Origin of the sequence: Clostridium sp. DFI.1.208, assembly GCF_024463855.1 — a bacterium.
Lineage (GTDB): Bacteria > Bacillota_I > Bacilli_A > Erysipelotrichales > Erysipelotrichaceae > Clostridium_AQ.
Window position 1 is genome coordinate 39,443 of the sequence record NZ_JANGCA010000026.1, and the last position, 25,416, is coordinate 64,858.

At 45.1% G+C, this 25,416-nt stretch carries 21 protein-coding genes; 15 read left to right on the forward strand and 6 right to left on the reverse strand.

Annotation, left to right across the window (positions count from 1 at the left end; all coding sequences use genetic code 11):
• Window positions 1–5 precede the first annotated feature (5 nt).
• The gene (locus tag NE665_RS14015) at window positions 6–1,022 is read right to left on the reverse strand and encodes a P1 family peptidase (protein WP_117444010.1); all 1,017 of its coding nucleotides are present in this window, start codon (window positions 1,020–1,022) and stop codon (window positions 6–8) included.
• 166 nt (window positions 1,023–1,188) lie between these two features.
• Here NE665_RS14015 and NE665_RS14020 point away from each other — a divergent pair, with 166 nt between their 5' ends.
• From NE665_RS14020 to alsE, 8 genes are all read left to right on the forward strand, one after another.
• The gene (locus NE665_RS14020; protein WP_117444009.1) at window positions 1,189–2,583 is read left to right on the forward strand and encodes an MATE family efflux transporter; all 1,395 of its coding nucleotides are present in this window, start codon (window positions 1,189–1,191) and stop codon (window positions 2,581–2,583) included.
• 773 nt (window positions 2,584–3,356) lie between these two features.
• Complete coding sequence (locus tag NE665_RS14025) at window positions 3,357–4,790, forward strand: DEAD/DEAH box helicase (protein ID WP_117444008.1); 1,434 nt, start codon at window positions 3,357–3,359, stop codon at window positions 4,788–4,790.
• A 98-nt stretch (window positions 4,791–4,888) separates the two neighbouring features.
• A complete protein-coding gene (locus NE665_RS14030) occupies window positions 4,889–5,401 on the forward strand; it encodes a ferritin (protein WP_117444007.1) in 513 nt (170 codons plus the stop codon).
• 205 nt (window positions 5,402–5,606) lie between these two features.
• Window positions 5,607–6,239: a MerR family transcriptional regulator gene (locus tag NE665_RS14035; RefSeq protein ID WP_117444006.1), complete on the forward strand. Its 633-nt coding sequence runs from the start codon at window positions 5,607–5,609 to the stop codon at window positions 6,237–6,239.
• Entirely contained in the window at window positions 6,217–6,885 is a 669-nt protein-coding gene (locus NE665_RS14040) for an ABC transporter ATP-binding protein (protein WP_117444005.1), read from the forward strand. Before NE665_RS14035 ends, NE665_RS14040 begins: the two co-directional genes overlap by 23 nt.
• Window positions 6,882–7,904, forward strand: a complete 1,023-nt coding sequence (locus NE665_RS14045) for a hypothetical protein (protein ID WP_117444004.1) — start codon at window positions 6,882–6,884, stop codon at window positions 7,902–7,904. Before NE665_RS14040 ends, NE665_RS14045 begins: the two co-directional genes overlap by 4 nt.
• A 758-nt stretch (window positions 7,905–8,662) precedes the next feature.
• Window positions 8,663–9,655, forward strand: a complete 993-nt coding sequence (locus tag NE665_RS14050; protein ID WP_117444003.1) for a LacI family DNA-binding transcriptional regulator — start codon at window positions 8,663–8,665, stop codon at window positions 9,653–9,655.
• Window positions 9,656–9,720: 65 nt separating this feature from the next.
• Window positions 9,721–10,434, forward strand: a complete 714-nt coding sequence (gene alsE / locus NE665_RS14055; protein WP_117444002.1) for a D-allulose 6-phosphate 3-epimerase — start codon at window positions 9,721–9,723, stop codon at window positions 10,432–10,434.
• Between the two features lie 286 nt (window positions 10,435–10,720).
• On the opposite strand, the gene NE665_RS14060 is transcribed toward alsE, so the two are convergent.
• From NE665_RS14060 to NE665_RS14075, 4 genes are all read right to left on the reverse strand, one after another.
• On the reverse strand, window positions 10,721–11,398 hold the full coding sequence (locus NE665_RS14060) for a DUF2461 domain-containing protein (protein WP_117444001.1): 678 nt from the start codon (window positions 11,396–11,398) through the stop codon (window positions 10,721–10,723).
• 1 nt (window position 11,399) lies between these two features.
• Complete coding sequence (locus tag NE665_RS14065) at window positions 11,400–12,254, reverse strand: RNA polymerase sigma factor (protein ID WP_117444000.1); 855 nt, start codon at window positions 12,252–12,254, stop codon at window positions 11,400–11,402.
• A 393-nt stretch (window positions 12,255–12,647) separates the two neighbouring features.
• Complete coding sequence (locus tag NE665_RS14070) at window positions 12,648–13,334, reverse strand: YitT family protein (protein ID WP_117444032.1); 687 nt, start codon at window positions 13,332–13,334, stop codon at window positions 12,648–12,650.
• Window positions 13,303–14,019: a pentose-5-phosphate 3-epimerase gene (locus NE665_RS14075; RefSeq protein WP_117443999.1), complete on the reverse strand. Its 717-nt coding sequence runs from the start codon at window positions 14,017–14,019 to the stop codon at window positions 13,303–13,305. The genes NE665_RS14070 and NE665_RS14075 overlap by 32 nt, the downstream gene beginning before the upstream one ends.
• A gap of 228 nt (window positions 14,020–14,247) precedes the next feature.
• Between NE665_RS14075 and NE665_RS14080 the strand changes: the two genes are divergently transcribed.
• Window positions 14,248–14,739 carry a PTS glucose transporter subunit IIA gene (locus NE665_RS14080; protein ID WP_117443998.1) on the forward strand — a complete coding sequence of 164 codons (492 nt, stop codon included), beginning with the start codon at window positions 14,248–14,250 and terminating at the stop codon, window positions 14,737–14,739.
• A gap of 246 nt (window positions 14,740–14,985) precedes the next feature.
• Here NE665_RS14080 and NE665_RS14085 read toward each other — a convergent pair whose 3' ends face one another.
• Window positions 14,986–16,521: a transcription antiterminator gene (locus tag NE665_RS14085; protein ID WP_117443997.1), complete on the reverse strand. Its 1,536-nt coding sequence runs from the start codon at window positions 16,519–16,521 to the stop codon at window positions 14,986–14,988.
• A gap of 112 nt (window positions 16,522–16,633) precedes the next feature.
• Between NE665_RS14085 and NE665_RS14090 the strand changes: the two genes are divergently transcribed.
• From NE665_RS14090 to NE665_RS14115, 6 genes are all read left to right on the forward strand, one after another.
• Window positions 16,634–17,995 carry a Sapep family Mn(2+)-dependent dipeptidase gene (locus NE665_RS14090; protein ID WP_117443996.1) on the forward strand — a complete coding sequence of 454 codons (1,362 nt, stop codon included), beginning with the start codon at window positions 16,634–16,636 and terminating at the stop codon, window positions 17,993–17,995.
• A 103-nt stretch (window positions 17,996–18,098) separates the two neighbouring features.
• Window positions 18,099–19,712 carry a PTS transporter subunit EIIC gene (locus NE665_RS14095; protein ID WP_117443995.1) on the forward strand — a complete coding sequence of 538 codons (1,614 nt, stop codon included), beginning with the start codon at window positions 18,099–18,101 and terminating at the stop codon, window positions 19,710–19,712.
• 49 nt (window positions 19,713–19,761) lie between these two features.
• On the forward strand, window positions 19,762–20,274 hold the full coding sequence (locus NE665_RS14100) for a hypothetical protein (RefSeq protein WP_233104763.1): 513 nt from the start codon (window positions 19,762–19,764) through the stop codon (window positions 20,272–20,274).
• Window positions 20,275–20,497: 223 nt separating this feature from the next.
• Entirely contained in the window at window positions 20,498–22,774 is a 2,277-nt protein-coding gene (locus tag NE665_RS14105) for a LuxR C-terminal-related transcriptional regulator (protein WP_117443993.1), read from the forward strand.
• Between the two features lie 428 nt (window positions 22,775–23,202).
• The gene (locus tag NE665_RS14110) at window positions 23,203–24,255 is read left to right on the forward strand and encodes a site-specific integrase (protein WP_181968922.1); all 1,053 of its coding nucleotides are present in this window, start codon (window positions 23,203–23,205) and stop codon (window positions 24,253–24,255) included.
• Window positions 24,256–24,431: 176 nt separating this feature from the next.
• Window positions 24,432–25,292 (forward strand): thioredoxin family protein, encoded by an 861-nt coding sequence (locus tag NE665_RS14115; RefSeq protein WP_256302556.1) that lies wholly within the window; start codon window positions 24,432–24,434, stop codon window positions 25,290–25,292.
• Window positions 25,293–25,416: the final 124 nt, after the last annotated feature.

Here is a 25,416-nt window from a genome sequence, read left to right on the forward strand (position 1 = left end):
CTTTCTCATACTTTATAATGGTTCCTATTGGCCTGATTCTTTTTCAGTTCTGTTACCGTTTCCTTCAAGCTATACCTGCAATGACCATCTCTGCCGACTACCGTTTCTGCAGCGTCCAGAGAGCTTTGTATCGCTTCCTCGCAGGCTTCGATGGCAGCACGGAAAACCTTGTCAATCTGCTGCTCATGAAGAATAGTTTGCGATATAAATGAGTCAGCAGATGCATGAGGAATTTTATTTGCTGTGGAAAAGGCAATCGCAATATCGCCACTGCCATTTCCCAGATAGGAGCCAAGGTGCGCGAGTGCCACCGGCATACGTTTGCATACGCGTTTCAACTGTCTGTCGGACATTGGTATATCTGTTGCCAGAATTATTATGATACTGCCCTGCTCCACCTGTTCCTTCGCAGTATCACAAAAGGATACATCTTTCATGATATAATCATTCTTTAATCCGAAATTGGACAAGACAAGAAGCCCCACCGTATATTCTTCTCCATTTAGTTCCAGCACTCTTGACGCGGAACCGATACCGCCCTTCATTTCAAAGCAACTCATACCGCGGCCTGCTCCCACAGCACCCAGTGCAAAATCCTTTCTCGCATCTGCAATCGCCTCATATACATTTGACTCCTGAATGCTACATGCCCGTATATCATTCAGATACCCGTCATTGCATTCCCCAATCACTACATTCACAGTGCCGCTCGTCGTACCGATTTCCGGATGATCCTGCAGCATATAGCGCACCAATGCCTGCTGAACAGTCCCCACACTCAGCGTATTTGTCAATGCGATCGGACTTTCCAATACACCAAGCTCCTCCAGCTGTATCAACCCGCTGGTCTTTCCAAATCCATTGATCACGTGGCATGAAGCTGTCAGCTTCTCACGAAAAATATCACCCTTTGTCGGTAGGATCACCGTAACACCGGTCTGCACGTTACCAGCTGCTATTGTTGTATGTCCGACACGGACTCCTTTTACATCCGTTATTTTATTTCTATTACCCTTTTTCATTTCATCACCTCGCAGTATAAGGATATCACATGCAGCATTCTGTTTAACATCTTATTTATAAAAAGAATGATACATACTGTCTTTTGATATCTTCATCCCTTCCATATCTATAGGCGAAGGGTAGAAAATATGCTATGATATAACAATACAGAAAGGGGAGATACCGATGCAGGAAAAGGGTATATTACAGGGAAATCTGACAAAGGCATTGCTGCGCATGGCTGTACCGCTGTTTGTGCTGAATCTGGTAAACTCCCTCTACAATATCATTGACACCTTTTGGGTTGGACAGCTTGGTGAGCTGCAGGTCGGTGCTGTTTCGCTTGTCGGCCCTATTATGTGGTGTGCACAAAGCGTTGCCATGGGGCTGAGTGCAGCTGCGATTGCTTTACTTTCCACACGGCTTGGGGCAAATCAAAAGGGGGACGCCTGCCGTTTCGCAACAGCTCTATTATATTTTGCGATAGGCTTTGCCATTGTGCTGAGTATGGGAACACTGCTTCTGCTGCATCCGATTCTTAGCTGGCTGGATACTCCGAAGGAAATCTATGATGCCAGTTATCAATATCTGTTTGGGATTTCCTTTGACTATATCGGTCTTCTTATGCTGAACCTCTATATGGCAATGCGCCAGAGTGCGGGGGACAGCCAGTCCGGCGTAAAGCTGAATATGTGTGCTTCCCTGTTGAATGCAGTCCTGGATCCGATTTTCATTTTTGTTTTTCACTTTGGTATCCTTGGTGCTGCGATCGCCACGGTTGTATCCAAGCTGGTCATGGTACCGGTTGCATGGCGGCGTCTGCATGATAAAGCCTTTCCGGTACATATCGATTTTCGGGCATATCCGTTTCGTCCTGCGGATGGAAAAATCATACTGAAGCTCTGCATTCCTGCCGCAAGCGGTCAGTTTCTTGAAAACCTGGGCTTTGTCATCATGAATAAATATATTGTCTACTATGGTGCTGTTGCCATATCGGCATACGGTGTCGGTGCAAAAATGGTGACGCTTGCCTATATACCTGTCATGTCAATCGGTGCGGTACTGGCAACCTTTGTCGGTCAGAATCTGGGGGCCGGCAATACAGAGCGTGCCCGCAAAGCATTTCATACAGCGATGAAGCTGTCAACACTGTTCTCCTGTGCTCTGACCATCATCGGAATGCTCGTAATCACACCGTTTATACACTTGTTTGTACCAAATGCTTCTACACAGCTTATGGAGCTAACACAGGAATATGCGTTCTTCGCCTTGCTGTGCGGTGTTTTCATGGGATGGTATATCAACTTGAATGATGGTGTGTTCAATGGCTCCGGTCATACGAATTATACCTTTATCTTATCCATGATGCGTCTTTGGGCATTCCGCATTCCGATGATTCTGCTGTTTCATCGCTTTACAAGCCTTGGCATTACAGGAATATGGCTGGCGATGCTGCTTAGCAATATCTTTGAATGCATACTGGCACAAGCCATTTATCTCAGACATCACTGGGAGCACACCGCAATCCTTACAGAAACGGAAAGCATACAGCCATCAGAAGAGACTGTAAAAGAAATATAAAGGGCACCCATACAACTGCAGGGTGCCTGATCTATCATACACAGCGCGATACTGCTGTGGGAAGTTATCGGATAAAGTTTTCTTCACGATATCCCAGAAACAGGATACATGCGATAGCTTCTGCAATTTCTATGAACTTTTTCATGGTAGCGTCCCTCCTGTCTTACACCTATAGTATACCGGATGGGCCTTGCTTCGTCGTGTGAATTTACTTACACTTTGCTTACAATCCTGTTAGCTGATTGACAGGCTGATAGATTTTCTGGTTCTGTATAGGATGCATACAGACAAAACCATATTCTGATTTTATTGATTAGAGGACACCGATGCCAACGCGGTGTTTTACATCCTATACAAGAGTCTGTGCATTTCATTCAGAATTAGAAAAATAACATGAGAATCGCTGCGCTTCCCCTTTTCCATAGCTGCAGCGGTTGTTATTTCATTTGTGGTGATGGCAGAAAATAGGAAAGCAATAAAAAAGCGCCTTTTGGCGCCTCTTGCAATGAAAAAGGAAAGATGTCAAATCAGATGTTCAGGCATGATATCCAAAGAATGCCAAACAGAGCGCAGTGCCAATCCAGCTCAACAGTTTTTTCATCTCCATCTCCTCCTTCTTTCTATCTGCATTATATCGTATGCACACAGGTTTGTCGTGTGTTTCTGCTTACAGCAAGATTACAGTTTTGTAATATTTCCTGTATCCTGTCTTTGCGTTTCCATACGTTATCCCGTATAATAGGTAGGAAAGCTGAAACATATAGGTGATAAACATGAAATTTGAAGATTATAAGCTGGATGCCTCCATCTGTGAGGCGCTGCATACATTGGGCTATCAAAGTCCGCTGCCGGTACAGGAGGCTGTCATACCGCTCATGCTGGAAAAAAAGGATATTCTGGTGAAATCCAGAACAGGAAGTGGAAAGACCGCATCCTTTGCGATACCTGTTATACAGGATTTGATTTGGGAGGAACGCTCGCCTCAGGCTCTGGTACTGAGTCCGACCAGAGAGCTTGCCCTGCAGATCAAGGGAGAATTTGATAACATCGGTGCCTATAAGCGCATTAAGACGGCAGCTGTATTCGGAAAGCAGCCCTTCCGTTTTCAGGCACAGGATTTAAAGCAGCGGACACACGTTGTCGCAGGAACACCGGGAAGAGTGCTCGACCATCTGGAGCAGGGAACTCTGCGCACCGACAGGATTCGCTATATCATTATCGATGAAGCGGATGAAATGCTGAATATGGGGTTCATTGAAACCGTACAAAAGATATTCTTCCATCTTCCGAAAACCGCGTCTGTCTGCATGTTCTCCGCAACACTGCCACAGGAAATACAGGAGCTTGCCCATGACTTCCTGAAGCAGCCGGCATCTGTGGAAATCGAGTCGCAGACCTCCGTCAGTGAGCAGATGCATCATTATGCATACCGTATGAAGGAACACGAGAAGCCGCAGGCACTGCTGAAGCTGTTATGCAAGGAGCTTCCCGAATCCTGTATCATCTTCGCAAAGACACAGGAGCATGTCCGCGAAATATGCCGTATGCTGTATGATAAGGGAATCAGTGTTGATCAGCTGCACGGCGGTATGCTGCAGGAGGATCGACTGGAAAACATGAAGGATTTCCGTCTGGGAAAGCTGCGTATACTAACCGCAACAGATGTTGCCGCAAGAGGTATTGATATACAGGATGTTACGCATATAATCAATTACGATATGCCAAATAAAAAAGAAACCTACATACATCGTATCGGCCGCTCTGCACGTCTGGATCGCAGCGGAACCGCGATAACCTTTGTTTCACAATATGATGATTTCCGCCTTCAGGAGCTGGAGGAATATCTGGGCAATGCACTGGAATTTCATGACTGCAATGAGCTTGCAGCTGTGATTGCGGACGCTGAGACATTGAGAAAGCTGGGCACTCCGAAATCTCAAAAAGAGGAAAAAGGGAAGGAGCTGCGCAAGGATACGATGAAGCTGTATCTTGGCGGAGGGAAGACCAAGAAAATTCGTCCCGGTGATATCGTTGGGGCCATCTGTGAGATAGAGGGCGTCTGTGGCGATGATATCGGTGTTATTCAGGTACAGGATCATCAGTCTTATGTGGATATCCTGCATGGTAAGGGATTGCAGGTGCTGCATGCACTGCGTCAGAAAACCATCAAGGGGAAAAAGCTGAAGGTAGAGCGCGCGAAGGAGTAGTCATACAGCCGTCACAATTTGTAAAAAATGTAAAAAGGTACTTCCGAATTCAAACCACACAGCGTATACTTGTACTATAAGACACAGGAGGTATGATTATGCTTGATAAAAAAGTATCAGAATTGCTGAATGATCAGATCAATAAGGAGCTGTACTCTGCATATCTGTATCTGGATTTCTCTCTCTATTATCAGGAGCAGGGGCTGGATGGCTTTGCGAACTGGTACAGGATTCAGACGCAGGAGGAACGCGACCATGCGATGCTGCTTCTGCAGTATATGCAGAATAATGGAGAACACATCACACTGGAACAGGTGAACAAACCGGATAAAGTATGTACTGCCTTAAAGGATCCGCTGGAATTTGCATTGGAGCATGAACGCTATGTAACCAGCCTGATCAATACCATCTATGACGCAGCACATCAGGTGAAGGACTATCGCACGATGCAATTTCTCGACTGGTTCGTAAAGGAACAGGGTGAGGAAGAAAAGAATGCGGAGGATATGGTGAAGAAATTTGAATTATTCGGTACAGATCCAAAGAGTCTGTACATGCTGGATAATGAAATGGCTGGCCGTGTGTACAGTGCGCCTTCCTTAGTATTATAAGAGAAATACATCATCGTCTGTAAGAGAATATACTCTTTTACAGGCGGTTTTTTTATATTCGGCTTATACCGCTTCACCTGCTGGTGATAAGGCTGTTTTCCCGCAATCCCGCATCCGGTATTAAATTTGCATAAATTACGCATAAGCTATTGACCGTTCCCCTGGGGACTGCTGTACAATAAGCTCAAACATGAGGTGATATGGTATGAGAATTCAGGAGATTGCGGATATAACCGGATTAAGCAAGAAAGCAATCAATCTGTATGAAAAAAAAGGAATGTTACAGGTTTTTCGGGATGACAGCGGCTACCGCTGTTATACACAGGAGCATGTCCGTATTTTAATGCAGATAAAAATATTGCGAAGAATGGATGTCTCCCTTGCGGATATCAGTCACTTGCTGCAGGAGAAAAACCTGCAGCTGCTGGATACGCAAAAGGAACAGCTGGAGAAAAAGCTTGCGCAGTGTGAGCTGCAAAATTTTTATATGCAACGGATTGCGGAGCTGCTGGAGGAGAACGACACAGAGCTGCTTCAGTCTGTGGATCAGGAGATGGAGGAAGCATGGGAAGACGTTCAGGAACCGCAACCCAATAAGCGCAGTGTTTCTTCCTTCATTGTTGTGGAGGTCATGCTTGCGACATTTCTGCTTGATAATGAAAATATGCTCTATGTCGTGATTGGTGTAGTGCTGCTTGTTCATGTATTTTATGTTATTGGAAAGGCTTCTCCCTACCTGGAAAGTCCTCTGGATTATTTGCTTTATATAGGAGGACGGAAGGTGCGCAGCCTATTTGATGAAAGGAGAAAGCATGATGAAACAGATTGTTCTGAATAAGGTTTGTTTTTCCTATGATACAGAATGGATTTTAGAGGATTTGGACCTTACGATTCAGCAGGGAGACGGATGTATTCTGCTGACCGGGAAAAACGGAGCAGGGAAGAGTACCCTGTTAAACGTATTATGTGGGTTTCTGCCACCGGAGTATGGCAGCCTTGTACGGGATGGCATGACGATTGGTTATCTGCCATTTGTTCATCCTTTGTATCGCCATCTGACTGTTTTGGAAAATTTACGGTATTTCTACCGCAGCTTTCATGGTAAGGATCTGGATTTACAGGATGCGGCTGTACAGGAGGTTTTGCAGGCACTGTCCATTGATTATCTAAAACAACGCATGGACCAGTGCAGCTCGGGTCAGCAGCAGAAGGCGGGCATTGCCTGTATACTGCTTAGCAATGCGGATGTGATTATCATGGATGAGCCGTTTGTTGCCATAGATGCGAAAAGCAGTGAATGCTTGTGTGAGCTGATTCGCAGGAAGTGTCAGGATACGGTATTTCTGATTACCAGCCATACCTCAGCCGGCATGCTACCTGTTGTGGATCGACTGCTGGCACTGGATGGACGTCATTTGGTTCTGGATACGAAAGACCATAGGAAAATCATGCAGTATTTTCAGCCGGAGGAGGAAGCTGTATGATTCGCTATGAGCTTCTCCGAATTCTGCGCAGTCGAAAATGGCAGTACCTGATTCCTGCCGCTTTGCTTGCCTATATCTATATCGGCGGCATAAGCAGCATTACGACAACAGGCGACAGCATGTTTGCACCGTCGCAGGATCAGCGGATACAGGCAGCGGCATGCATGGCAGCCTTTCTGTTTCTCAGCATTTTTTATCAAATCGCATGGGAGGAAGAGCCGCCGCTTTCCTGGCAGACACTTCTGGCTTTTCCACTTACCTGCCGTAAAGGCTATCTCTGTAAGCTGTTCGTGCTATTGCTGTTTCAGCTCCCTGCCGCTGCTATTGGGATTGGGGTATATGCAGTCATACAGAAAACGATCACATCATCTTTTCTCAGCTTTCTGCTCTGTATACAGCTGCTGTATCTGACAGGCTTTCTTTACGGCTGCTATAAATCATCACAGGGCTATCTGGCAGCGATGGGAACCATTACGATCGTCAATGCTACAAAGCGGCTTGTTCCAATCTTTCTCGTTTTCTGTATTTTGAATGGGAAAGAGTGGAGTGCGGCATTTGCCAGTCTGTGGCCGATACTACTGCTGTTTTGTCTGAGTGTGATCATCGGATTATGGATCCTCCTTCCAGTATGCATGAGACGTAAGCTGCATCGGGAAATGATTCTGAGTAAGCTGTTTCCCAATCTGAAATTCACACCGGGACAGCTGATGCTGATGCAATACCAGAGGGGGGCAGATCACCTGCTGCAATTCATCTTTCACAGATGTGATACACACAGCAGTACCTATTGGAAAACGTGCGCGGTTATCGAGGTAAGTATAAAGCTGCACGCTTTATCTTTTGCCTTGCTTCTCTTTTTTCTGCTGTGGTTTATTATAAAGCTGAGCTTTCTGGTTCTGATTGCTGCAGTACTTTGTCTGCTTCATATCCTGTACTGTTTTCGCCTGGAAAGCAGGACGATGCATGCAGTCAGGATACAGGATACGGCACTTGTACAGGGAAAGAAAGCAAGACACTAGACGGAATCGTACAAATCGTCGAATCTGGTATTACGTAAGCTCTGTATACAGTCTTTCCTTGGCACGATGAACCCCACACAAACGCAATGACAGTTTATTTCTGATGTTTCGTTTTTATCTACGATACGGCTGTAATCACAGTACAAAGGAATCAAAAGAATCAGCTTCATCATTTTCGTGATGTCCTGATTCTTTTTCCTGCTCACGATTAAATTACTGGCGTATTAGAAATATACATCCGCTTTCCCGTTTATACTGTTTTATGTGCAGACCTCTACTGATGAAATTTAAAGGTAAACACAAGAAAAGAAATACTGTAGAGAAATCGCAAACTGAAAACTCAGGCAGGGAAGCTGTTTTTTCAACAATTTTTACTTCGATTTTGTTCAACTAAGACACTGCGATATAAACACCAGACAGCGGAAGGTACAGAAGCATAGCTTCACATACCTGTATTTCATATTTATAGGGTATCTAAGTTAATATCTGAAAGAGACAGCACAACGATAAGTGGTACTAGCCTGTTTTGCCATAGCTGAACTTCCTCTTACGATAGGGCAGCTTTTTGATTTCCTCTAAGCTGTAGCGATGAATAGGTTCCTCATATGAAGGGTATTGTTATCTATGTTAGGTCGGTGCATTGCACTGCGATAAAGCCGCTTTGTCTTCTTCCTGCTATTTCTGTATTGACAACCTTTGTAATTTTGGCTATGATATACATGAAGTTAGTTAAACGTTTACGTAAAGGAGGTATCGATTTGGAACAGCATAAGTATAATATCATTGATATCGCACGTCTGGCGCAGGTATCGACCGCCACAGTATCGCGCGTACTGCATGAAAAGGGTGGATATTCCAAGGAAACGGAAACACGTGTACGCAGGGTTATTGCGGAATATGGCTTTCAGCTTAATAAAAATGCACAGGGGCTGCGGACGCAGAGAAGCAGAAATATCGGTGTTATCGTACCGGATATCACCAATGAATTTTTTGCGAGGATCATCCGTTATCTGGAGCTGTTCTTCCTCCGGCATCAGTATTCCGTTTTGATATGTGATTCCCATGAGGATATCGAAATCGAGCAGCTGCATATCCGTAATCTTAAGGAGCAACAGGTTGAGGGCATTATTTATATCTCGGGGAAAAATGCAAACCCGATACAGGAATCCGCGTTTTCCATACCGATTGTCTATATTGATCGTAAGCCGGAGGATGTGCACATCTTTGTACATTCGGATAATCGGCAGGGCGGATATCTTGCTGCCAGAGAATTGATAGAAAAACAGTGCCGCAGAATTTTGTTTTTAAGAGATCAGAAGAAGGCATCGACAATTCGGCAGAGAAGAAGCGGTTATCTGGAAGCTTTGGAGGAAGCGGGAATACCGTTTCAGGAATCCTGGGAAATCATGACGAAAAGCGATTATACAAGTGTATTCGATACGGTCACGCAGCTGATTCAGAAGGATGGCTGCTTCTTTGACGGTGTGTTTGCAACCAACGACAATATGGCACTGGCTTGTCTGCACGCATTGCATGCACAGCAGATCCATGTGCCTAAACAGGTGAAAATCGTTGGCTTTGACAATGTTTCTATTTCGCAGTTCTGTCATCCGGCACTGACGACGATTACGCAAAATACAGAGCGGATGGCAGAAGCGGCAGGAGATGCGCTGCTGAAGCGGATTCATCATGAGCTGGAAAAGCAAGAATTTATCATACCGGTTTCTCTTTGTGTAAGAGAATCAACCTGAGCTCACGTAGGTGAGCTTTCAAAAGAGTACATACGTAAACGTTTACGTAAAAGGAGGATATGTTTATGGAGCCTATGTTTAGTCCGTCTCTCATGTGCATGGATTTATTGAAAATCAGAGAGCAGATACAAATCTTAAATATGCATGCCGATTTTTATCACATTGATATTATGGACGGTCATTTTGTTAGAAATATTACATTATCTCCGGATTTTGTCAAAGCAGTAGCCCGCGTCAGCAGTATACCACTGGATTGTCATTTAATGGTGACCCATCCAGATGACTATATCACTATGCTTGCACAGGCAGGTGCTGCCTTTATTTCACCGCATGCAGAAACCATCAACACGGATGCCTTTCGCATCCTACATAAAATTCATGCGCTTGGGTGCAAAGCCGGTATTGTACTGAATCCGGCAACGCCTTTGTCCTATATTCAGCATTACCTGCATTTGATTGATAAAATCACCATTATGAGTGTTGATCCGGGCTTTGCCGGACAGGCTTTTATTCGTGAAATGCTGGATAAGATAAAAGAAGCGAGAGCACTTAAGCTACAGCATGGCTATCGTTATCTCATTGAAGTGGATGGCTCCTGCAATGCAGCAACCTTTCAGGAGCTGCGCGAGGCAGGGGTTGAGGTGTTCATCGTGGGCAATTCCGGTCTGTTCCAGCTGGATGAGAATTTACATACGGCATGGGAAAAAATGCTGGCACAGTTTCAGGGGATTGCGGCTTCCGGAATGCATCCGGCTTTGACGAAGCAGCGACCTAACTAATTCATTGGAAAATCTCTGACTGTTGTAAGCCTGCGCGCAATCATGAAAAAGCAGAGGCTTCCATCATGCGTTGATGATGGATGCTTCTGCTTCTGTAGATTGTTTTAAAGGCACTTTTATAGCCTCGTTGATCATGTGTGTGCTAGCACTGCGTAAACTGTAAGGCCCGGTGATGACCTGTGCATACCATCAGGAGGCAGTCCTCTTATATAGATTTTAAAAAGCATCATCTAATAGGAAGCGTACGCCTTTGTAAAAGCTTCATTTATATTTGCAGATCTGCATGCTATCGCTGTGGAAACTGAAAATCCTGCAATGCTGTATTCATAAAATCATGAAACGGCTTCATTGCCTGAAACAGGGGGCAGGCTAGTGTGAGAAATTTCTTGCGGTCCTCCACCTCATCATCCATGAGTGGATATTCCAGACACCAGCTTTTATGGCAAAGATAGGAAGCCATGGGGTGGTCAGGATCATACCCCTTTGGAACGCGCTTCAGCTTCGTGCCTGTGATGGTAAAGCGCTCCTGAAATGCAGGCGCGTCAATAATGGCGGCAAATTCTTCCGGTTTTGCGGCAATCGCATCCCGCATCATAGCTGTAGCGTCCTTAAATATATCCGCAAACAGGCCTCCTCCCAGAAAGCTTTGATCATCCGGCATCAGATGAACATAATATCCGACCGGGATGGGAAGCTTACCCTTTGCGGAGATATGAGCACGGAAGGCTGGCAGATACGGTGTTTTATCCTTACTGAATCGGGTATCCCGCACCTGTTTGAACGTCAGCTCTTTCGGCGCAAAGCCGGTAATGGAGGAATCGAAGCATGCTATGCGCTCCATCAGCTCCTGTAAAAGCTCCTCAAACTCCGCTTCCGCTGCCTTTCGCAGCTCTTTATGACTCTGAAACCACTCCCGGTTATTGTTTTTTTGAAGCTGTCGCAAATATTTCATCATGATACTCATATCAGGCAACCTCCTTTGCGTTCTGAACCTTTTTCATAAGCTCTGATTCCACCAGCTCCTTTAACAGATGCTTGGCATCCACTGTACAGCGAAAGGCAGGCAGCTGATCGAAGCTGTCCATAATCTCCTCCAGCTCTTCCATATGATCACAGAATTCATTCAGGATACGCTTATCCAATGTTTTCAGTCTGCTGTATTCCAGATTCTGTGGTTGAAGACGCTGTGTCATCACTGCATAGGGAATCCGTTTATCACACTGGCAGAATCCATTGGATACTGCACCGCAATAGGTGCTCAAAAAGGAAGCCATGCGCTTTCTTGCCCGTGATAGCCGCTGCCGGTATGCTTCCGGGGTCATATCCAGAATTTCTGCAGCGCTTTTACTGTCGATATGAAACATTGTCCCGAGAATATAAATGCAGCGATCCTGCGGCTTCAGACATTGCAGCATGACATTGGTACAGGAGAGCTTCAGCTCTCTTGCGGCCTCCTCCTTCGTACAGCCTGTCAGGGCTTCCTCTTCATCCGGCACATAGCTTGCCCGCAGATCATTCGCATAGAAATCAAAATCCAGGGGGTGAGCTGCGAACATGGTGCTTTTTACATCCATCAGATAGTTCACTGCAATGCGATATACCCAGGTTTGAAATTTACTTTCCCTGCGAAAGGTGGAAATACTGGTCATAACCTTAATGAGGATTTCCTGAGCGGCATCCTGTGCATCCACTATGGTTCCCAGCATACGCAGTGACAGATTGAATACCATATCCTGTATTTCTGCCAGAACCTCCTCTAAGGCAAGGCGGTCTCCCTGAACTGCCTGCTCGATTCGTTTGTTTAATTCTTCCTGCTGCATGATATCAGCCTCCTTCACTCTTCATATAATTAGACGGCGGTATGTACGATTTGTGACAGAATTTCTTACCTTTAGTGTAAAAGTATTCCAGAGGATGTCAAGCTTTTCATCTCGTCCTTCCAATCAGCAGCAGACAAAGGAAACATATCACAGATGAGGAGCATTAACAAAGTGCAAGAAGCCGACGCCATAGACAAGGCGCTTATCCGCTTTCAGATATAATAATAAGAAGGGCAATTTTCCAATGATTCTTTCTGCATTTTCTATTGCTAATTCAGCTCATATTCGATAAGCATTCAGATGAAGAAGCGAATGGCAGGAAGGAAGTAATTTCAGGGATTTTGATAAACGAAAAAGAAAAAGCCGTATACAAACGGCTCGTTCCTGTGCAATTTATGCGCTCAGCTTATGCTTTGTCACAAAGCTGATTGTCTGAATGATGACCATCAGGGATATAAAGCTGAATACGGAAATCAATGCATTCTGTGTGATTACACCGGAGGCGATTACAACAGAGCCATCCAGAAAGAACAGAATCACACTGACCTTTAGGAATTTAAAGACGTATTGAATTAAAAGCGCTATGACATCCGTGCCTCCGGTTGCACAGGCGTGGTTTAAGGCAATGCCAATGGCAGCACCGACCAGCAGCCCTCCAAGAACTCCCGCAACCGCCAATTCCAGAAGCGGATGAATATCCAGAAGGAACTGTGTTGTATGAAGGGAGGGAATCAGTTTCATAAACAGCGGTGTTGCCAGAGTGATGTATAACGTTTTGATACCGAAGCTTTTCCCCAGTACGATGGTGGATAAGATCAGCAGCGGTATGGAAATACAAAGGGACATCGTGGAAACCGGAATACCAAATACGGTGGAGCAAACCAGAGAAAGCCCGGTGATTCCACCCGGTGCAAGTCCGGTTGAGGTGAAGAAGAAATTAACCGCAACAGCGGTAATAGCAGCAGCAAACGTGATCCATCCATAATCCTTGACAAGTGTCAGGATGGAGCTTTCTTTAAAAGAACTCTCAGCGGGAGAGTTCTTTGTATTATTCAAGACCGTATGTTTCTGCTGCTGCATCGATTGCGGCTCTGCATTTCTTCACACCAGCTGCTGCTCCATCTGGATCCTTGAAAATTGCACTGGACAGAACGATGACATCCGGATTGCATGCAATCAGCTTGTCCATATTATCGGCACGAAGACCGCCGTCTACTGCCAGCTCACATTTTGGATTCTTTTCATCAATCATCTTGCGTGCACGCTGTACAAGATCAATGGCACTTTTTCTCCATCCCCAGTTGTCTTTTCCATCGGTTTCATCCACACCGTGCGTTACGATGTGCAAACGATCGATATCGTAAATGCTTTCCTCGACAAAGCATAGCGGTGTATAGCATCCCAGTGTCAGACCAACCTTGATGTTGCGTTCACGACACCAGTTGATGATATATGCCAGCTGCGCCCCGATAAAGTGCTCCGCAGGTATAATCAGCATATTAGCTCCTGCTTCGTCAATCTGTTCAATGAACATTCTGTCCATACTAACGGTATAAATGTGGCATTCGATCGGCTTATCTGTTTCCGGGCGTATACCTGCAATAATCTGATGACCACCCATCAGCTTCATGTTTTGTAAATCGTGCATGTCAGCTGCATCGGAATGGATATAGTCAACTCCGGCATCACTGACTTCCTTTACCAAATCGGCAATTCTGCCATAATTAACGTGTGCAAGGCCAGCTGCAATTTTGATATGTTTCATAAGTAAGTTCCTCCTTCTTTTCGCACCCTTATTGTACGCTACTTCGCTAAACTTCCGCAATCGCAGGATGTGGAAACGCCATCCGTATCAATAAGGCAATTTATAAACATTGCTGTAAGAAATTACCACATAGAAAAGGCTACGAAAATAACAGTGAAATGATTGTAATGCACACAGGAAACAGGTAAGATATACTTGTAATAAATATTTCATCAGGAGGTATGACATATGTTCGGCTTTAGAAAAAAAGAAAAAAGCAGGGAAGAGCTCCTTGCTGTTGTGGATGGAACACTGATTCCGATTGAGGATGTAAAGGATCCTGTATTTTCTCAGAAGATGATGGGAGACGGCTTTGCCATTGCATCTACAGGCGATACCATTTATGCATGTGCAGATGCAGATATAACCATGCTGTTCCCCAGCAATCATGCGGTTGGTCTGACGTTGAAAAACGGTATGGAAATTCTGATTCATGTCGGAATTGATACGGTAAATGAAAACGGAAACGGCTTTACCTGTCTGTGCGAGCAGGGCAAGGCTGTGGAGAAGGGCGAGCCGTTATTGAAAATGGATCGTGATTATCTGTTATCAAAGGGATATGATCTGAGTGTTATTGTTATCTTTACAAATAAGGACAGCTATGCGGAATTCCGCAGAGAGGAGCCAGTCGAGGTCAAGGGCGGAGAAAGTGTAGCCGTAACCTACACCCTGCCACAATAACTTGGCGGTCAAACGGCTGGTTCACTTCAGGGGATATAAAAAGGGAAGTATGATTTTATTGTATATCAATAGAATCACAGCTTCCCGATTTTCATTTGCACAAAATAGGCTGTTCCTTACTGTTAGCCCTTGTGCTGTTTTGCATGCAGCGACAGGGCTTATCGCTTGATTGGATATGCACCTGCAAGCAGCGAATATCTGTTCTATGCCTTACTATACAGGATTCCAGCAAGCAAGGGATATAATTTATTCCTGTGCTACCGATTTAAAATTATAGGGATCGTTTTTCACCTTGTAATATTCCCGGATCACATCCTTTAAGCGAAGGATATCGTAATCATGCAACAGAGAATTGACCTGTAGTATGGTAATGTCTGTATGCAGATTGAGCTCCAGCGTGCTGATGATCAAATCGACATTGCTGATATCACACTCATAGATGGAAAAGAACGTTTCCTGGGAAATAATGTCGATTTCCGGTATCTGTGCACTGAGCTTTCTGCGCAGCAGGTTTCCGGCTCCCACACCACCGTGAGCTACCAGTATGGTTCTCAGCGGCTGCTTCATATTTTCCAACGAGGCTGCCAGGTGCAATGCGAGAAAGCCAACCTCATCATCGCTCACCTTACAGTGGAAATGCTCTTCGATGACGGAAACACTGTTTCTGGCTACCTGAAAGGTACGCTCATAAAGAGAATGTATTTCCTGCATCAGCGGATTTTCATTGGGAATACCATGACGAAAACGGATAATGGCAGGACACAGATGGTCGTATACAGACTGGCGCAGCTCTTCATCCCTGTCAAAGGGCAGATGCAGCTGTTCACTCCATGAGGTAAGCAGGGCATCACTCAGCATGCGTGCCTCCTGCTGTTCCTGTTCACTCAGATCGCGGCTGTTTTGCAGGGCAAGAAAATAAACCTGAAGATAGCGTATTTCCACATCCGGAATCTGCAGTCGGTAATGATTTGCCAGTCGGTCGCATAGCTCGCGTGCTTCCTTATAAAATGGCTCCTTTCGCAAATCCTCTATGAAGGAATCCGAAAGGTGCACAATGTGGCGGTCCTGAATGCGCAGATAGGTGACAAACATGCGCAGCAGAACAAGCACCATGGAGGGAAAGGTCAGAGAATTGATATACGGATTGCCGGAGCGTAGAATGCAGTCGGTAAAATCCTTAACCTCGTCATCGGTAACCTCCAAACCCGGGAACACATAGGAGCCGTCACAGCGGTAATCCTCACGTCGTATGATATCAATAAACATCTGGTAGCCGTTGTCCCGCAGCATCAGCTCCAGCAGGAAATTACGGATATTTTTTTCCTTGCCCTCCATGCTGATGCCGTTGTTGTTTTTCCGGTGTAATGCAATTTTAAAGGTTTCCAAATCTTTGGTTAAGGACAGAATATCCTTATGAATGGTGGCACGGGATACAAACAGCTGTTCACTCAGCTCATAAATGCGGCAGCTGTCAAAGGCACTCAGCTGCATACCGATAAAAATTTTACGAGCCTGAGGAGAATAATCCGCAAGCGTTTTGTTTTTCTCCCGCACACTTTCCAGTACATGCAGCTTATCCTTGACCTTACCGTCAATACGGATACCGACGCCGGTTTTTTTAATCAGCTTGAGGTTGTTTTCTTCAAGATACTGATCCACGATCTGAAGGTCGTTGCGAATCGTCTTGTTGGAAACAGCAAGCTCTTCAGAGATTTTATCAATCGTAATATAGGCGTCCTGCTTCAGCAGAACATCCACGATTTTCATGATTCGTTTATTCATAAGCGTGCACCCTCGCTTTCACTTGCAACTATACGTGTGAAACGCTGTTCTGTCAAGAATGACAGCGGGAATTTTATGTGGAATTTATAACCATTGAAGGAGGTACAATACAATGAAATCTAACAAGTATACAACAGAAAGTACCAAGCAGCTGCTGCAGGATTTGAAGCAGCTGGTGGAAATACCGTCCGTGCGTGATATGACCACGGCACGAGCATCCGCTCCCTTTGGCGAAGCAATTCGTCATGCAATGGATGTCTTCCTGCAGCTTGCACAGCGGGAGGGCTTTATCGTCCGTGATTTTGACGGCTATGCTGTAGATGCCCAGCTTGGTGAGGGAGATGATTATATCGGAGTGCTCGCTCATCTGGATGTGGTGGAAGCAGGGGAGCGTGCCTTCTGGCACAGCGATCCCTTTCAAATGCGGGAGGAAAACGGCATGCTGTATGGCCGTGGAGTCAACGATGATAAGGGACCGCTGCTGGCTGCGTTATATGCCATGATGCGGATCAAGCAGGAGGGGCGTACACTGTATCATCCGATTCGCCTTATCGCCGGAGGGGCTGAGGAAACAACATGGGAGTGTATGGAGCATTATTTCAAACACAACCCGCAACCGATTTGCGGCTTTTCTCCGGATGGCAACTTTCCTATCGTAAATGGAGAAAAGGGAATTTTGCAGGTACGCTTTTTGCTGGATGCAGATGCGGATATCCGTCTGCATTGCAAGGAGCGTCTGCATATCGTCTGCGATGATTTGCAGGTAATCGTTCCCAAGGACAGAGATATCAGCTTTATAGAGCGTACCAATCTGATTGAGGTTATGCCGGATGGCATAAAAATCACCTATCGTGGTGTGCGTGCACTTTCCCGCAATCCGCAGCGCGGCGATAATGCCATCTTCAAATTTGTTAAGGATTTCCACGGACACCTTGATAAAACAAGCTCTCTGTATTCGATGGTGAATATGGTGTATGAGCTTTTTCTGGATGATTTCTATGGTAAGAAAAGCGGGCTGTATCATGAGGATGCCGCGATGGGCTGCAGTTCCGTCTGTCTGATGTCCCTGAATACACAGGCGGAAAAACTGGAGCTGTGTGTGGATGTGCGTTATGTACGGACGAGGGATGAGCAAAAGCTTCTCCATGTATTACGTCAGATGGCACTGCATTACGGCTGTGATCTCGAGGTGCTTCGCCATAAGCGTCTGCTGTATGTTGAACCGGACAGCACACTGATTCAGAGTCTGAAAAAGGCATATTACAAGGTTATGAAGGAAGAGGCTGAAGTGTTCACCAAGGGAGGAGCCTCCTATGCCCGCGTTCTGGATCATGGAGTGGCCTTTGGTGCGACCTTCCCAAAGGAGGACCCCCGCCCGCATATGCCGAATGAATGTATGCCTGTGGAATCGCTGTTAAAGGCAAGTGAAATCTACTACGAAGCACTTGTGGAACTGGCATGTACAAAAGGGTGATGAAAAATTACCACAATAATAATGAATTACCGTGACTCATTGCATTCTTTTTCAAATTGGCGGACATGCTAAAATGAAAGCGTAAACAAAGGAGGAACAAGCTATGAAAAACATTCAGGCAAAACTTCAGACATTTGCCGGGGCAATGATGGTTCCAATCATCCTGCTTGTACTCGTTGGTTTCTTCGTAGGTATCGGTAGTGCATTTACAAACTACATTCTGCCAGAAGGAAACATCCTGTACAACCTGTTCACCATGATCACCAATTTGGGATTCATGTTTATGAACAACCTGCAGCTATGGTTCGCCGTGGCGATTGCCTTCACTCTTGCCAAGAAGGAGAAAGGATGGGCAGCATTTGCGGGTCTGATCTTATTCTTCTGCTTTATGAGAGGAATTGAAGGATGGGCTGCACTGGAAGGATGGACCGCTGAAACAACAACCGTCGACGCACTGGTAAAAAGCGGCTATACACAGCAGGCTGCCTTGAACTTCAATGCTTTATGGTCAAGCTCTTTGGGGATTTATTCATACAACATGGGAATCTTCTCCGGTATCGTTACCGGTCTGATTGCCGCAGGATTGCACAACAAATTCGTTGATACAAAGCTGCCGGCAATGTTCGGATTCTTCGCAGGTACAAAATTCGTCATTATTATGGTTGCTCTTGCTTCCATTCCACTGGCAATCGCCTTCTACTATGTATGGCCGTATGTCGCAGGTGCTTTGCAGAGCATCACCGGCTTCATCCGTACAAGCGGTTTGCTGGGAACCTTCGTGTTCGGTACACTGGATAAGATGCTGCTGCCATTTGGTATTCACCATCTGATTGCCTTCCCGATTGAATATACAAAGGTCGGCGGTACGATGATGATCGATGGTGTAATGTACGAAGGTGTTAAAAACATTATCAACGGTCAGGCTGCAAGCGCAAGCGCAACCGGCTATATTACAAGAAACTTCACCAACGGACGTCTGCTGTTCCAGCTGGCTGGTCTGCCCGGTGCCGCATTTGCAATGTATCGCTGTGCAAAACCAGAAAATAAGAAGAAGGTAGCATCACTGCTGGTGCCATCTGTCTTCACACTGGCGATGGTTGGAATTTCAGAGCCAATCGAGTATACCTTCCTGTTCGTTGCACCTGCACTGTACTGGCTGGTATATGCACCATTGTGCGGTCTGTGCTATGTGGCAGCGGAAATTACGAATATTTCCATCAACGGAACAGCATTGTTCTTCATGATTCCAAACCTGTTCCAGCCGCAGAAGGTACATGCCATGAGCGCATTGTGGCTGCTTCCTGTAACCTTTATCGTATATTACTTCGCATTCAAATTCGCAATTACGAAATTCAACCTGAAAACACCTGGTCGTGATGATGAGAGTGAAATCAAGCTGATGAGCAAAAAAGAATACAATGAAATCAAAAACAGCGGCAAGGATGTAGCGAATGCAGCTGCTGCACCTGAGGACGCATTGGAGGTACGCATTATTGAAGCTCTTGGGGGAGCGGACAATATTGAAACTGTAACCTGCTGTGCCAGCCGGCTTCGTGTAACTGTCAAGGATGATTCCCTGATTGCACCGGATGCAAGCTGGAAAAATTATCTGGAGGCTATCGGCGTTGTACGTGGAAAGAACTCTGTTCAGGTAATATATGGCGTTCGTGTTGTAAACATCACAACAAAAGTAAAGGATTATCTGCATTTAGACTAACCATAATAGAGGAGATGAGCATATGGCATCCATTGCAGGAGGAGTCAGTATGAAAAGAAGAGACGTTATCCGACAGAAAAACAAGCTAGCAGTAACAGGCAATTTCCGTTATATCCGCTATGCGAAGTATGCATGTGTTGCCATGGTCGTATTATTTCTGGTATATGTCGCTTCTTTCGCAAGCCTGAGCGGTAAATCCTATGAGGAGCTGATCAGCAAAAGTCCAATCGTTATCACCGGGTTTATGATCTGTACGGCCAATCTGTATGTCTGGTATGTACTCAAGCATTTCCTGAAGGATCTCGAGGTTCCCCAGCATGTGGAAAGTGTACGTGTAAATCTGCTTCTGATGACCGTCGGACAATTCGTCCTGATGAACTTTATCTCAGCGATTCTGATGATCCTGTCATTGAGAAAATATTTCCAGTGGAATACCTTCTCTTTGAAGCGTGCACTGAAGGAAATAAAAAAAGAAGGACAGCTGTCTGTATTGATTGTAACTGCACTCGTTCTGATTCTCTTCATCTCTCTCGTATTTGGTATCTATTTCTCTATTCGTTAGCTTACAGCGGCTCTGATCATGCAAAGGGCCGTTGTTTTTTTAGCGAGGGAGTCTGTCCGCGTCATTCTGAAAAAAGCAAAACGATAGCAATCAGGAAAGCAATTTCACACAATCGGATTTCTGATAAATTCAGAAGCTGATTTTTTGCGGATATACATAAAAAGGTAATAATTTGTTTTTGAATTCCTTGCAATATACGCTATAATGGTATAGGTGAAGGAATATGAGACAGATTGCCAGAAAACAACTTAATGCAATGCTGAAGCATATGGACTCCTATCCGCTGATTTGTATCTACGGACCGGACGGCTTTGGCAAGACAACAGCAATCGCTGCCTTTCTGCATAATCGAAAAGAAAGGTGCTGTTGGATTCATATGCATAAGAAAAATCGTAAACAGCTTGGGGAGATTTTTCAGAAAAGTATAGAGAGCGGCAGGTATGATATTATCATACTGGATCAATATCGCAATCATATACTGGACAGACAAATCATGGAGGTATACGAACGGAGGGAACATAGCTGCAGGCTCATACTGCTTGCGTCAGGAATTCCCTCTTTTTTTAATTCGGAGCTATACAGATGGGCGCTGCTGATTCCCACGACGATGCTGCGGTTTCAGTTTGCCGATGTTCAGAAGCTGGCAGCTGTGAATCAGATATGCATTGATGAACGGGAAGTACGGGATATCCTGAGAGCTACCTGCGGATGGACGGTTGGTGTACATGCGCTGCTGGAGGAATATGGAGCTGTACGCACGCTGCATCCGGATATGCAGCTGTTCCCGTTATTTGATGTATATATTTACCGGCAGCTGAATCAGGCCCAGCGGCAGAGTCTGGCTGTGCTGTCAGTTCCCGAGCATTTCAATACCCAGCTTATTGAGGCCTTGTGTGTGGATACCGGCATCATGAAAATATTGACCTGGATGATGAATTTTCACTGGTTCGTACAGGCGGACAGGGCTACCCGCCATTTCACGTATACGCCGATATTTCGGGATTTTCTTTATGACAAATTTCTTACATATGAGAAAAATCCAAGTCATCTCTATCGCAAGATAGCGGATTATTATGAAAGCAGCGGAGATATTCTGAATTGTCTGCGTCAGCTGTATCTGTTAAAGGATTATAAAAAAATACTGCAGCTGCTGGAATTATATGAAAGCAAAAACTTTGCGGATTATGATGCCGATTTAATGCGGAATATATACCAGATGGTACCGATGGAGCTGTACGTTGATTATCCGTATGCATGGCTGCATGCCATCATGGATAATTTCAATAACCTGCAGGATATATTCTATGGAAAACAGCTGCTGGAGGGCTTTCTTCACGCTTTGCAAAGTGGTTGCCTGCATGGGGATGAAAAGCTGTTACAGGGTGAGGTAGAGCTGATACTGGCATACTCCCGCTATAATAATTTACATGAGATGAGCCGCTATTTTAAACGGTCAAAAACGCTTCTGCGTAATCAAACCTCCCGCATCGGAAATCCGGAAATCATATCAACCTTCGGCAGTCCGCACAATCTGTTTTTATATCATAGAAAACCGGGAGATATCCAGCGAATCATCAATATCATACACAAGGATCTTCACTACTATTATGAAATAACCAATAATTCAAACGGCGGCTTAAAGGAACAGGCAGCCGCTGAACAGCAGTTGGAAAGTGGCCGTTTCACAGAGAGCATACATACCGCGTGGGAAGCGTACTACATTGCCGAGCATTACCGTCAGAAATGGATTTGTGTATCCTCGCTGTTCACGATTGGAAGAGCTGCTTATCATCTGCGAGATCAGACATTGCTGCAATTTGTTCATCAGCAGCTGTCTGCGCTGCGCGAAAAGGTGACCCTGCCACCGCTCCTTTCGGAAATCGATCTTGCGCAGGCCTATTTATATATTCTATCCGATCAATGCGAAAGCGTTGCAGAATGGATACGGGAGGGCAGAGAAGGAGATTTACTGCAGGGAGCAATCTTATATTCATCAGTTGTCTATGGGATGTATTTGATCAAAATCCGAAATTATGCAAAGCTACGTGTTGTCGCATCTCTGCTGGAAAGTCAGTCACATGAAACCAGACAAATGTTTGGAATGATATATGCACTGCTGTTTCACTGTATACTGATGAATGCGGAGAATCAACAGGACATGCTTTTAGAGGATGTCCGGCATATCATCAAAATCTGTCAGCCGGATGGTATCATGACGGTAATTCTGGAAATAGGTAAGGATGTTTTTCTTTCCTGCAGCAACAGCTGGAAATGGAGAAAGCTGAAACGCCTGCTCGAGGAGCATCGCGATTATAACAGCTATGGCCTGACAGAAAGAGAGCTGGAGCTGGTCGATTATGTCTTAAAGGGATATAGCCGTAAGGAGATGGCTGAGGTCAGTGGATTAAGAGAGAATACGATTGCTTCCTATATGAAAAAGCTCTATCGAAAATTAGATATACACAATCGCAGAGAGCTGAAGAAAATGTTTATGAAATGACATGAGAAATCATGTTGTTTTTTTTAACTAAATCTTTTACGAACCCCTTTTTTAAGGGTATTTTTCGATGCTTTTACTTTCTACAAATGTGATATTATACAGACAACGGATGCCATGACACATGAAAAAAAGAAGCGGCCCAGCCGCTTCTTACAGTAACCTACTGTAGTGAATGTTTGTCTGTCTACGTTATATTTATAACACTTTCGTCACATGATGTAAAGGATTTTCAGGCTATTTTATGTCATATTATGTTTAAATCCTTACATTTTGTGCGGATTTGTTTTTCCTTCCAGATCAGCGCGTTGATTCTTTATCTGAATATTATATGGAACAATACGGTGCCCTTTTATAAAAGGTGTTTTCGTCATGGCTTCCATTTTACAGATGGAGGGTCTTTTTTTGTCTATCGAAAGGATGGTTTAACTATGTCAAAACGTATTATCGATCCAGCTGAGCTGGCTGCATTGGAAAGCAATGAGAAACCCTTTTTCTATGATCCGACACTAGAGGAATGGCTGTTGTTCTGGCTGGAGAGCTTTATTTTGCCGCAATGCAGACCCTCTACCTGTATGAATTTCCGCTCTTATATCCTGTCGCATATCTGCCCGCTGCTGGGTGATTATCATTTAAAGGAATTGAGGACGGTAATGATTCAGTATTTCGTAAACCACCAGCTTACCAAAGGAAGACTTGATCAAAATGGTGGGTTATCAAGGAAGACGGTATCTGAGCAGTTTCAGGTTCTCAGCAGAGCCCTGCGAAAAGCTGTGGCTATGGGCTATCTGGAATACGATCCGTGTCAGGCTGTTGTCCTGCCGCAGAAAGAGCAAAAGGCGCAAAGGACGCTGACGGTTGAGGAGCAGCAGTCTATAAGCGAGGTCGTTGATCCGACATGGAAGGAAAATTCTCTATTGCCGGTGTTACTTGGAGAATATGCAGGACTGCGAATCGGAGAAATCGCCGGTCTTCAGGTAGGGGATATCGACCTGGAGCATCGAAAAATCCATATTCAGCGATCCTTGAACAGATTTCCGGTAACGGATGCACAGGGAAACCTGCATAGCAAGCTTATCTATGGAAAAACAAAAAACGGAAAAGAACGTTTTGTTCCTATGAACGATGATCTGTACAGGGCTTTATATACCTACCTGACCACCATGCCATCCATGCATAAAAGAAAAAAGGCACCACTCTTTATAAATACCAGAGGGAACCCCATGGAACCGAAGATGATTCGTTTTTATTTCAATCGATGTATGAGGGAATTATCGATAACGGATATCCATTTTCACAGTCTGCGGCATACCTTTGCGACGAGAGCCATGGAAGCACAGATGAGTCTGAAGGTGTGCAGTCAGATACTGGGACATTCCTCGACACAGATCACTGCCGATGTTTACACACATGTGAGTGACTTTCAAATGTCGAGAGAAATAAAAAAACTGAATATGGCACAGCTCAGAGAGCTATATGCATAAACAGCCGATTACCTACAGTAGGTTACTGTAGGCGTAGAGATAGTACCATGAAAAGCTAGATTTGACAATATATAAAAAGACAGGATTTGTGGAAATTACTGGGAAGTGCAAAACCTGTCAGGAAGCTGATCTGTGAGCTTAACGGTTCAAGCATTGAAAAAGGAAGAGGGATATGGATGTTTAAAAAATTATTGGCAGTATTGAGTCTGTGTCTGGTGATGAGTGGCTGCGGCGATTCGGATATGCTGTTGACGAAAGAGGATGTTCAGCTGGATCAGATCAGGCTGAAGGAGTTGGAGCGAAAGATCGGGGAGAAGAGCACCTTCATCCTCATGGTCTCCCAGAATTCCTGCAGCGACTGTTCGCTGATGGAACGAACCATCCTCCCTTTTTCCCGTACCCATGAGGACATCGATATCGTGGAGCTGAAGCTGGATGAACAGGGAGAGAAGATAGCGGATACCGATCAGGCCTTCCGGGATATCCAGAAGCTCATCCCTGCCTTCAGCGGAAGCACGCCGCAGTTCTTCTATTTCAAGGATGGAAAGATGAAGAAAACAGAGCAGGGTGTGATGAGTGAGCTCGCATGGCAGAATTACATGATCGATTGCGGACTCCTGGAAGGAAAGAAGATCAAAGAGGAAGCGGATACCTATCCACTGACACTGGGGGAGTATCTGCAGGATACGAGCATCACCGTATTGGGGAAGAAGCTGAAAAACAAAGAAAGCTTCTATCTGTATCATGCCAGAGAGGATCGCTACAATGCTTCCTTTTCAAAGAAACTAAAGAAATACAGCGATCAGGATAAAAGAGAGATCCTTGTATTGAATACCTCCCGGATCGTACAGCCGGAGGGGGACAAAGAGAAGAAGGCGATGGATGAGGGGATGAGCATCATCAATGAGACGATGAGCCTCAGCCTTTCCCCAAGCGTTTACTATATCAAGGATGGCGAAGTAAAAGCAGTATTGAAGGACAATGCAACAGAGAAGGAGATAACCGCATGGTTTGCGAAGAATCCACAAGGGAACTGAGGAAGAAGCAGGAACAGCTGAAAAGCAGGACGCTCTGGCTACAGGAGATGAAGCAGGCGATCATCAAAAAGACGAGACTGTGCATGCTCATCATGGCAGGGATCTTCTTCCTGCTCATCCTGAT